Below are 9,526 nucleotides of genomic sequence, written 5' to 3'. Positions count from 1 at the left end.
GGCACGACGAGGCGGGCGGGCTACCGTGCGCGGATGGAGCCCGGCCCGCGCGAGCAGGAGGCGCTGCGGCAGCGCCTCTACCGCCCGGACGCCTCCTCCGCCGACGTGCACTCGTACCTGGGCGCGGCCGCACCGGAGCAGGATCCGCAGGCCCCGCACGACGGGGCCGAGCCGGCGCCCGGGACGCCGGTCGCCGTCGCTCCGGTGCGGCGGCGGCGCGTGCGGCCCGTGCTCGCCGCCGCGGGGCTCGCGGTCGTGCTCGCCGCCGCCGCCTTCGCCGCCGGCAGGCTGGCACCGGCGCCGTCCTCGCCGCCGTCGAGCGCCGCCGCCTCCTTCACCACCTCCGCGCCGCGCGCCCCGGACGACTCGCTGGTCGGCACCGCGGTCGTCGACGGCGGCAGCCGCGACCGCGCCCGCGGTCGTGCGGCGAGCGCGGACCAGGGCGAGCTGTACACGGTCGCTCGCGGGGACACCGTGCCCGGCATCGCGCGACGGTTCGACCTGTGCACCGCGGACGTGATCGTCGCCCTGCCCTACGGCGCGGACCCCGCCGACCCGCCGGCCGGGCAGCGGCTGCTGCTCGTGCGCGGCGCGGTCGCGCAGCCGGCGTCCGCGTCGCCCGGTGCCTGCTGATCCGTCAGAGCACCGGCTCCGCCCAGCGCGGTCCGGCGCCGTCGAGCTCGACCGCGCGCGTGTCGTCGTCCTCCCGCGCGATGCGCACCTCGAGCACCGAGTCCGCGATGCCGTCGACCATGCCGGCGCCCCACTCGACGATCACGACCGACGCCTCGAAGTCCAGGTCCAGGTCGTCGAACTCGGCCGCGGAGGCGAGCCGGTAGGCGTCGACGTGCACGAGCGGCGGCCCGTCGACCAGCGACGGGTGCGTCCGCGCGAGCACGAACGTGGGGCTGCTGACCGGGCCCCGCACGCCCAGCCCCTCCCCGATCCCGCGGGTGAGCGTCGTCTTGCCGGCGCCGAGCGGCCCGGTGAGCACGACCAGGTCGCCGGCCCGCAGCGCGCCGCCCAGCCGCACGCCCAGCGCGTGCATCGCCTCCGGATCGGGGACGACGAGCCGTTCGATCACGCGGGCACCCGGCGCACGCGCGGCCCGATGCGGGTGACGATCTCGTAGCCGATCGTGTCCGCCCAGACGCCCCAGTCGTCGGCGGACGGGGCGCCGGTCGCGGGGTCGCCGAACAGCACGACCTCGTCGCCCACCCGCACCTCGTCGTCGCCGACGTCGACCAGGAGCTGGTCCATCGCGATCCGCCCGCGGACCGGCCGGCGCTTCCCGCCGAGCAGCACCTCGGCGCGGTTCGACGCGGCGCGCGGCACCCCGTCGGCGTACCCGAGGGGCACCAGCGCGAGCGTCGTCGCGGCCGGCGCCCGCCAGACGTGGTCGTAGGAGACGCCGGTGCCCGCCGGCACGCGGCGCACCGCGGCGACCTCGGTCGCGAGCGTCATCGCCGGGCGCAGGCCCGCGGGCACGCGCGCCGGGTCGCCGAAGGGCGAGACGCCGTAGAGGCCGATGCCGCAGCGGACCATCGTGAACGCCGACTGGTCGCGCGTCGTCGCGGCCGCGGTGCTCGACAGGTGCAGCAGCGCCGGATCGAGGCCGGCGCCCCGGGCGAGGCGGACCGCGTCGGCGAAGCGGTCCTCCGCCCGCGCGTCCTCCTCCGCCGAGGTGTTCGCCAGGTGGCTGAACAAGCCGCGGACGCGCAGGGCGCCGTCGCGCTCCAGCTCCGCCGCCGTCTCGAACACGCGGCCCCACGACCGCGCCTCGACGCCGTTGCGGCTGAGGCCGGTGTCGAGCTTGATCTGCACCGCGGCGCCCGGCGCGGTCGCCGCGACGCGCTGCAGCTGCGCCTCCGACGAGACCCCGAGGTCGATCGCCTCCGCCGCCACCGGGCCGAAGTCGGCGTCCGTGTGCAGGATCCAGGCGAGCAGCGGGGCGTCGACGCCGGCCGCCCGCAGCGCCAGCGCCTCCTCCGGATCCGCCGTGCCGATCCAGGTCGCGCCGCCGGCGAGCGCCGCACGTGCGGCCGTGACGGCGCCGTGCCCGTAGCCGTCCGCCTTCACGACCGCGAGGAACTCGGGGGTGCCCGCGGCAGCCCGCAGCGCCCGCACGTTGTCCGCGATCGCCGACGCGTCGATCCGGGCGCGGCGCAGCGGGGCGGCGTCGGAGACGGGCACCTCGCGCTCCGGTTCCGGCCCCTGGCCGCCCCCGGTCGCGAGCGTCACGACGTCCATGGCTCCCCTTCCGCGCCCGTCGGGCTCAGCCTTCCAGCACGACGAACGCGGACGCGATGCCCGCGTCGTGGCTCAGCGACAGGTGCGTGGTCGTGACGCCGAGCAGCGCGAGCCGCTCCGCGACCACGCCGGTCGTCATCAGCCGCGGCCGGCGCGACGGATCGCTCTTCACGACCATGTCCTGCCAGGTGAAGCCGCTGGAGTCGCCCGACGCCTTGATCAGCGCCTCCTTCGCCGCGAACCGCGCGGCGAGGGAGGACAGCGGCAGGTCCCGCTCGCTGCGGGCGAAGAGCCGGTCGCGCAGGGGCGGCGTGCGTTCGAGCGAGCGGCCGAACCGCGCGATGTCGACGACGTCGACCCCGATGCCCAGGATCATGCGGTGCGCCAGGACATGAGCGCCTACTCGACCGTGACGGACTTCGCGAGGTTGCGCGGCTGGTCGACGTCCAGGCCCTTGGCGGCCGCGAGCTCCATCGCGAACTGCTGCAGCGGCGCGACCGCGAGCAGCGGCTCGAACATCGGCCCGGCCAGCGGGATGCGCAGCACCTCGTCGGCGAACGGCAGCACGGCGACGTCCCCGGCCTCCGCGATCGCGAGCACGTGGGCGCCGCGGGCGCGGATCTCCTGGATGTTCGAGACCACCTTCGGGTGGAGGCTCGAGGAGTCGCGCGGGCTCGGCACGATCACGAAGACGCGCTGGCCCGGCTCGATCAGCGCGATCGGGCCGTGCTTCAGCTCGCCCGCCGCGAAGCCCTCCGCGTGGATGTAGGCGAGCTCCTTGAGCTTCAGCGCCCCCTCGAGCGCCACCGGGTAGCCGACGTGGCGGCCGAGGAACAGCACGCTGCGGGTGTCGGACATCTGCCGCGCCATCTCGCGGACCGCATCGCCCTGCAGCAGCACCTCCTGCAGCTTCGCGGGCAGCGCCTGCAGCTCGGCGACGTGCGCGCGGGAGTCCTCGTCGCTCAGCACGCCCCGGACACGGCCGAGGTGGAGGCCGAACAGGTACAGCGCGACGACCTGGGCCGTGAACGCCTTCGTCGAGGCGACCGCGACCTCCGGCCCCGCCCGCGTGTACAGCACGGCGTCGGACTCGCGGGCGATCGTCGCGCCCTGGGTGTTGCAGATCGACAGGGTGCGGGCGCCGCGCTCGGAGGCGTACTTGACCGCCATCAGCGTGTCCATCGTCTCGCCGGACTGGCTGATCGAGACGACGAGCGTGTTCGGGCCGAGCACCGGGTCGCGGTAGCGGAACTCGTGCGCGAGGTCGACCTCGACCGCGACGCCCGCCCACTTCTCGATCGCGTACTTGCCGAGCAGCCCGGAGTAGGCGGCGGTGCCGGCGCCGAGGACCACGATGCGGTCGACGGCGCGCAGCGTCTCGTCGTCCACGCCGCCGCTGATCTCGTCGAGCACGACGAGGCCGTCGTGGACGCGGCCGAGCAGGGTCTGCTCGAGCGCCTCCGGCTCCTCGCTGATCTCCTTCGCCATGAAGCTCGACCAGCCGCCCTTCTCGGCGGCGGAGGCGTCCCAGGCGACCTCGTACTCCTCGCCCTCGACGGCGTTGCCGTCGAAGTCGGTGAGCTCGATGCCCTCGGGGCGGATCGCGACGATCTGGTCCTGCCCGATCGCGAGCGCGCGGCGGGTGTACTCGACGAACGCGGCGACGTCGGAGCCGAGGAACTGCTCCCCGTCGCCGAGCCCGACCACGAGCGGGGAGTTGCGGCGGGCGCCGACGACGAGCCCGGGCTCGTCCTCGTGCACGGCCAGCAGCGTGAAGGCGCCGTGCAGGCGGCCGACGACGGCGCGGAAGGCGGTGAGCAGGTCGCCCGCCTTGCGGTACTCGCTGCCGAGCAGGACCGCCGCGACCTCGGTGTCCGTCTCGCTCGTGAAGACGTGGCCCTCGTCGAGCAGCTCGTCCTTCAGCGCCGCGAAGTTCTCGATGATCCCGTTGTGGATGAGCGCGAGCTTGCCGTCGTCGCCGAGGTGCGGGTGCGCGTTCCGGTCGGTCGGACCGCCGTGCGTCGCCCACCGCGTGTGGCCGATGCCCGTCCGGGCGTCGGGCAGCGGCGCGCGCAGCAGGTCGCCCTCGAGCACGCCGAGCTTGCCCGCCCGCTTGTGCGTGACCAGCGTGCCGTCGTCATCGATCACCGCGACGCCCGCGGAGTCGTAGCCCCGGTACTCCAGCCGCCGCAGCCCGCCGACGAGCACGTCGATCGCGGCCCGAGGTCCCACATACCCGACGATTCCGCACATTCGGGCGATTGTATCGGGCGGTCCCGCCGCCCTCGCGGGCGCCCGCCCCGCCGAGTCGCCGATCCGCGGAGGCACGGGAACGGCCGGATACGCTGCTCCCTCGTGTCGGATCGCACCGCGGCCACCGCCGGTCACGGCCCGAGCCCCTACGTCGAGATCGAGCGCGCGCGCTGGGCGGCCCTCGCCGCGGGCGTCGCGCAGCCGCTCAGCCCGGTCGAGCTGCACCGCCTCGCGGGTCTCGGCGAACCGCTCGACGAGCACGAGGTGAGCGAGGTCTACCTGCCGCTCAGCCGCCTCCTGAACCTCTACGCGACCGGCGCGCGGCAGCTGCACGCCCGCACGAGCGCGTTCCTCGGCACTCGTGCGGAGACGACCCCGTTCGTCATCGGCGTCGCCGGATCGGTCGCCGTCGGCAAGTCGACCGTCGCCCGCCTGCTGCGCGAGCTGCTCGCGCGCTGGGACGACACCCCCAAGGTCGAGCTGGTGCCGACCGACGGATTCCTCCTGCCGAACGCCGAGCTCGAGCGGCGCGGGATCCTCGACCGCAAGGGGTTCCCCGAGTCGTACGACCGGCGCGGCCTGCTGCGCTTCGTCAGCGCGGTGAAGAGCGGTGCGGAGGAGGTGCGGGCGCCGTTCTACTCGCACGAGCAGTACGACATCGTGCCGAACGCCGACATCGTCGTCCGCCGGCCCGACGTCCTGATCGTCGAGGGCCTGAACGTGCTGCAGTCCCCAAAGCAGAACGCGCTCGCCCTCAGCGACCTGTTCGACTTCTCCGTCTACGTCGACGCCCGGACGCAGGACATCGCCGAGTGGTACGTGCGCCGGTTCCAGCGGCTGCAGACCGCCGCGTTCGCCAGCCCCGCGTCGTACTTCCACCGCTTCGCGGACCTCGGCCCGGAGGAGGCGCGCACGACGGCGCTGCAGTACTGGTCGTCGATCAACGAGCCAAACCTGCGGGAGAACATCCTCCCGACCCGCTCGCGCGCGACGCTGGTGCTGAAGAAGGGCGCGGACCACGCGGTGAGCACGGTCCTGCTCCGCAAGATCTGACGCCGACCCCGCCACGCGCGGTGCTCCTGGCGCCGCGCGGGACGCATGCCGACCGCGCGTCGCCGCAGCGACCGCGGGATGCGCCTCCCGCCGACCCGAGGGTCAGGCGCGGCGGGTGCGCCAGCGGGTGACGGCGACGCCGATCGACCCCACGACGAGCATCAGCCCGAGCTGCGACACCGCGCCGAGCAGCAGGTACAGGTACTGGTGCAGCACGACCGGCGCCGGGGCGACGAGCCCGCCGTCGAAGGCGACGGGCGCGCCCTGCGCCGGGAACGCGGCGACGAGCACGCCCGCGAGCACCACGCCGACGAGACCGGCGACCACGATCGGCAGCACCCGCTCGGTGCGCAGCGCGACGAACTGGAACACCGCGATGGCTATCGCGAGCAGGCCGCCGACGAACAGCAGCGTCACGGCGATCAGCAGCAGGTCGTAGGCGGGCGGCAGCACGAGCCACGCGAGGACCAGCCGCGGCACGACGCACGCGACGCCGATCAGCAGGGCGCGGCGGGCCCGGCGGCGCAGCACCGCGGGCTCCGGAGGCGGCGCGACGCGGCTCATGAGGCGGGCGGGAGGGCCAGCCGGTCGCGGACGACCGCGACGAGTCCTTCGGCCACGGACTCGGCGTCGGCGAGCTCGGCCGCCTCCACCATGACGCGCACGACCGGCTCGGTGCCGGAGGGGCGCAGCAGCACGCGGCCGGAGTCGCCGAGGCGCGCCTCCGCCGCCGCGACCGCGGCGAGCACGACCTCGTCATCGGCGCGGTGCCGGTCGACGTCGCGCACGTTGACGAGCACCTGCGGGTAGATCGTCACCTCCGCGGCGAGGTCCGCGAGCGTGCGGCCCGACCGCGCGACCTCGGCGAGGAGGTGCAGGCCGGTCAGCAGGCCGTCGCCGGTCGTGGCGTGGTCCGCCATGATCACGTGCCCGGACTGCTCGCCGCCGAGCGACAGGTCGCGGGCACCGAGCTCCTCGAGCACGTAGCGGTCGCCGACGCGGGTCTGCAGCACGCTGATGCCGGCCTCCCGCATCGCGCGGTGCAGGCCGATGTTGCTCATCACCGTCGTGACGAGGGTGTCCTCGCGCAGCGCGCCCCGGGCGTGCATCGCCTTCGCGAGGATCGCCATGATGCGGTCGCCGTCGAGCACGTTCCCGTGCGCGTCCACCGCGAGGCAGCGGTCCGCATCGCCGTCGTGGGCGATCCCGGCGTCCGCACCGGTGCGCAGCACCTCGGCCGCGAGGTGCTCGAGGTGCGTCGACCCCACGCCGTCGTTGATGTTCATGCCGTCGGGGTCGTTGCCGATCGGGACGACCTCGGCGCCCGCGAGGTGGAACGCCTCCGGGGACACGCCCGCGGCGGCGCCGTTCGCGCAGTCGAGCACGACCGTCAGGCCCTCGAGGCGGTGCGGCAGCGACTCGATGAGGTGGACCACGTAGCGGTCCTCGGCGTCGGCGAACCGGGTGATCCGGCCGACCTCCGCGCCGACCGGCGCGAGCGGCGGTTCGGCCATCGCGGCCTGGATGCGGTCCTCGGTCTCGTCCGGCAGCTTCCTGCCGCCCGCGGCGAAGATCTTGATGCCGTTGTCGGGGGCCGGGTTGTGCGAGGCGCTGATCATCACGCCGAAGTCGGCGCGGATGTCCGCGATCAGGAACGCCGCGGCGGGCGTCGGGATCACGCCGGCGTCGAACACGTCGACGCCCGAGCCCGCGAGGCCCGCGGCCACCGCCGCCGAGATGAACTCACCGGAGATGCGCGGGTCGCGCGCGAGCACGGCGACGGGCCGCCGGCCTTCCGACCGGGGCCCGTCGCCCAGGACGTGCGCGGCCGCCTGGGCGAGGGACAGGGCCAGCTCGGCCGTGACCTCGCGGTTGGCGAGTCCGCGCACGCCGTCCGTGCCGAAGAGCCTGGGCATGGAGCGGGAGGGGGAAGCGCTGATCAGCGCTTGGAGAACTGGGGCGCCTTGCGGGCCTTCTTCAGACCGGCCTTCTTGCGCTCCTTGACCCGAGCGTCGCGGCTCAGGAAGCCCGCCTTCTTCAGGTCGGGACGGTTGTTCTCCTCGTCGATCTGGTTCAGCGACCGCGCGATGCCGAGGCGGAGCGCACCGGCCTGGCCGGAGGGGCCGCCGCCGGAGATCTTCGCGATGACGTCGTAGGCGCCGGTCAGCTGCAGGATCGTGAACGGGTCGTTGATCAGCTGCTGGTGGAGCTTGTTCGGGAAGTAGTCCTCGAACGTGCGGCCGTTGACCGTGATGGTGCCGCTGCCGGGGACGAGGCGCACGCGGGCGATCGCCTGCTTGCGGCGGCCCACGGCGGCGCCGGGGACGGTGAGCGGCGGGCGCTCGACGGCGGGGGCGGCGGCCGGCGTGGACGAGGTGCTGAAGGTCGCCGGGACGTCGATGGAGTCTGCGATCTGTGCCATGGTCTGTGCTTCTCTTCCGCGCCCTACTGGGCGACCTGGTTCAGGGTGTACGGCGTCGGCTGCTGGGCCGCGTGCGGGTGCTCGGGGCCGGCGTAGACCTTGAGCTTCTTGATCTGGGCGCGGCCGAGGGAGTTCTTCGGCAGCATGCCGCGGATCGACTTCTCGACGGTGCGCTCCGGCTGCTTCTCGAGGAGCTCGGAGTACTTGGTCGCCGTGAGGCCGCCCGGGTAGCCCGAGTGGCGGTAGGCGAGCTTCTCGTCGCGCTTCGAACCGGTGAGCGCGACCTTGTCGGCGTTCACGATGATGACGAAGTCACCGCTGTCGAGGTGCGGCGCGAAGGTCGGCTTGTGCTTGCCGCGCAGCAGTGCCGCGGCGTGGCTGGCGAGGCGGCCCAGCACGATGTCGGTGGCGTCGATGACGACCCAGTCATGGGTGATCTCGCTCGCCTTGGGGCTGTACGTACGCGTCACTGTGGGCACGCTTCCTGTTCGAGGTGGTCGTGGATCCCGCTCCGTGCCGATTCCATGACCTCACGCCGTTTCCGTGGCGCTGCGAGGTCGGAACGGGCCCTGGAGGGCTCGAAGCCGCGACGGAGCGTTCCGCGCGGCCGATCGAGAGTACCCGATCCCGGGGGCCGCCGCGACCGGGGCGGGTTCAGCCGAGCTCACGCCGCGCGCGGGCCCTGTGCACCTGGTCGGCGAGCGCCTCGTCGGCCGGGTAGCCGACCTCCACGAGCGTGAGCCCGTGCGCCGGCGCGACCGCGAACTCGTTCGACCGCACCGGGTCCTCGAGCAGCGCCGCCATGCGCTCGGGGGCGATGCGCCCCGACCCGACCGCGATGCTCGCGCCGACGAGCGCGCGCACCATGCTGTGGCAGAACGCGTCCGCGCGCACCTCGGCGATCAGCACCCCGCCGTCGTCGCGCCGCCACTCGAGGGACTGCAGCTCGCGGATGGTCGTCGCGCCGGGCCGCGGCCGGCAGTAGGCGCCGAAGTCGTGCAGCCCGATCATCCCGGCGCCCGCGGCGCGGATGCGGTCGTCGTCGAGCGCGCGCGGGTGGTGCAGGGTCCGTCGGCGCTCGAGCGGGTCGCGGGCCGCGAGCCCGTCGGCGATGCGGTAGCGGTAGCGGCGGAAGACCGCGCCGAAGCGGGCGTCGAACCCGGCAGGCGCGAGCGTCGAGCGGTGGACGACCACGTCCCCCGCCTCCGCCAGCAGGCCCGTGAGGCGCAGCGCGACGGAGGCGGTCTCGGGCTCCCCCGCGTGCCGTCGCGTCAGCGCCTCCAGCTGCGACGGCGTGAGGTCGACGTGCGCCACCTGGCCCGTGGCGTGCACCCCCGCGTCGGTGCGGCCCGCGACCACGAGCCGGGGCGGCTCCCCCTCCGCGCGGCCGGTCGCGACGGCGAGCGCCGCCTCGAGCTCGCCCTGCACGGTCCGCAGCCCCGGCTGGGCGGCCCAGCCGGCGAAGCCGGTGCCCTCGTAGGCGAGGTCGAGCCGCACGCGCACGGTCCCGTCCATGCCCCCATGGTCCCGCACCGCGCGCCGCGACGG

The 9,526-nt window shown here is 74.7% G+C and carries 11 protein-coding genes; 2 read left to right on the top strand and 9 right to left on the bottom strand.

The window, feature by feature from the left end:
• The first annotated feature begins 33 nt into the window (after positions 1-33).
• Positions 34-633: a LysM peptidoglycan-binding domain-containing protein gene (locus ABEA53_RS11640; protein ID WP_345481340.1), complete on the top strand. Its 600-nt coding sequence runs from the start codon at positions 34-36 to the stop codon at positions 631-633.
• A 4-nt stretch (positions 634-637) separates the two neighbouring features.
• On the opposite strand, the gene tsaE is transcribed toward ABEA53_RS11640, so the two are convergent.
• The 4 genes from tsaE to glmS are packed head-to-tail and all read right to left on the bottom strand — an operon-like array spanning position 638 to position 4,503.
• Positions 638-1,084, bottom strand: a complete 447-nt coding sequence (gene tsaE / locus ABEA53_RS11635; RefSeq protein ID WP_345481339.1) for a tRNA (adenosine(37)-N6)-threonylcarbamoyltransferase complex ATPase subunit type 1 TsaE — start codon at positions 1,082-1,084, stop codon at positions 638-640.
• Positions 1,081-2,250 (bottom strand): alanine racemase, encoded by a 1,170-nt coding sequence (gene alr / locus ABEA53_RS11630; RefSeq protein ID WP_345481338.1) that lies wholly within the window; start codon positions 2,248-2,250, stop codon positions 1,081-1,083. The genes tsaE and alr overlap by 4 nt, the downstream gene beginning before the upstream one ends.
• A 25-nt stretch (positions 2,251-2,275) precedes the next feature.
• Complete coding sequence (locus ABEA53_RS11625) at positions 2,276-2,626, bottom strand: holo-ACP synthase (protein WP_345481337.1); 351 nt, start codon at positions 2,624-2,626, stop codon at positions 2,276-2,278.
• A 23-nt stretch (positions 2,627-2,649) separates the two neighbouring features.
• Complete coding sequence (gene glmS / locus ABEA53_RS11620; RefSeq protein ID WP_345481336.1) at positions 2,650-4,503, bottom strand: glutamine--fructose-6-phosphate transaminase (isomerizing); 1,854 nt, start codon at positions 4,501-4,503, stop codon at positions 2,650-2,652.
• Positions 4,504-4,590: 87 nt separating this feature from the next.
• On the opposite strand from glmS, the gene coaA reads away from it, so the two are divergent.
• Positions 4,591-5,556 carry a type I pantothenate kinase gene (gene coaA, locus ABEA53_RS11615; RefSeq protein ID WP_425550628.1) on the top strand — a complete coding sequence of 322 codons (966 nt, stop codon included), beginning with the start codon at positions 4,591-4,593 and terminating at the stop codon, positions 5,554-5,556.
• Between the two features lie 102 nt (positions 5,557-5,658).
• Here coaA and ABEA53_RS11610 read toward each other — a convergent pair whose 3' ends face one another.
• From ABEA53_RS11610 to ABEA53_RS11590, 5 genes are all read right to left on the bottom strand, one after another.
• The gene (locus ABEA53_RS11610; protein WP_345481334.1) at positions 5,659-6,120 is read right to left on the bottom strand and encodes a hypothetical protein; all 462 of its coding nucleotides are present in this window, start codon (positions 6,118-6,120) and stop codon (positions 5,659-5,661) included.
• On the bottom strand, positions 6,117-7,472 hold the full coding sequence (glmM, locus tag ABEA53_RS11605) for a phosphoglucosamine mutase (RefSeq protein ID WP_345481333.1): 1,356 nt from the start codon (positions 7,470-7,472) through the stop codon (positions 6,117-6,119). The genes ABEA53_RS11610 and glmM overlap by 4 nt, the downstream gene beginning before the upstream one ends.
• Positions 7,473-7,495: 23 nt before the next feature.
• Positions 7,496-7,978 carry a 30S ribosomal protein S9 gene (rpsI, locus tag ABEA53_RS11600; RefSeq protein ID WP_345481332.1) on the bottom strand — a complete coding sequence of 161 codons (483 nt, stop codon included), beginning with the start codon at positions 7,976-7,978 and terminating at the stop codon, positions 7,496-7,498.
• A 23-nt stretch (positions 7,979-8,001) separates the two neighbouring features.
• Entirely contained in the window at positions 8,002-8,448 is a 447-nt protein-coding gene (rplM, locus tag ABEA53_RS11595; RefSeq protein WP_345481331.1) for a 50S ribosomal protein L13, read from the bottom strand.
• A gap of 184 nt (positions 8,449-8,632) precedes the next feature.
• Positions 8,633-9,493 (bottom strand): tRNA pseudouridine synthase A, encoded by an 861-nt coding sequence (locus ABEA53_RS11590; RefSeq protein WP_345481330.1) that lies wholly within the window; start codon positions 9,491-9,493, stop codon positions 8,633-8,635.
• Between the last annotated feature and the right edge of the window lie 33 nt (positions 9,494-9,526).

It is taken from the genome of Amnibacterium soli, from assembly GCF_039544415.1.
Taxonomy (GTDB): domain Bacteria; phylum Actinomycetota; class Actinomycetes; order Actinomycetales; family Microbacteriaceae; genus Amnibacterium; species Amnibacterium soli.
Note: the sequence above shows the minus strand (reverse complement) of the source record. Positions and strands in the feature narration are given on the sequence as shown.

Coding starts and splice junctions, on each gene's coding strand:
- ABEA53_RS11640 (WP_345481340.1), top strand. CDS start 34: ATGGAGCCCGGCCCGCGCGAGCAGGAGGCGCTGCGGCAGCGCCTCTAC.
- alr (WP_345481338.1), bottom strand. CDS start 2,250: ATGGACGTCGTGACGCTCGCGACCGGGGGCGGCCAGGGGCCGGAACCG.
- ABEA53_RS11625 (WP_345481337.1), bottom strand. CDS start 2,626: ATGATCCTGGGCATCGGGGTCGACGTCGTCGACATCGCGCGGTTCGGC.
- glmS (WP_345481336.1), bottom strand. CDS start 4,503: ATGTGCGGAATCGTCGGGTATGTGGGACCTCGGGCCGCGATCGACGTG.
- ABEA53_RS11610 (WP_345481334.1), bottom strand. CDS start 6,120: ATGAGCCGCGTCGCGCCGCCTCCGGAGCCCGCGGTGCTGCGCCGCCGG.
- glmM (WP_345481333.1), bottom strand. CDS start 7,472: ATGCCCAGGCTCTTCGGCACGGACGGCGTGCGCGGACTCGCCAACCGC.
- rpsI (WP_345481332.1), bottom strand. CDS start 7,978: ATGGCACAGATCGCAGACTCCATCGACGTCCCGGCGACCTTCAGCACC.
- ABEA53_RS11590 (WP_345481330.1), bottom strand. CDS start 9,493: ATGGACGGGACCGTGCGCGTGCGGCTCGACCTCGCCTACGAGGGCACC.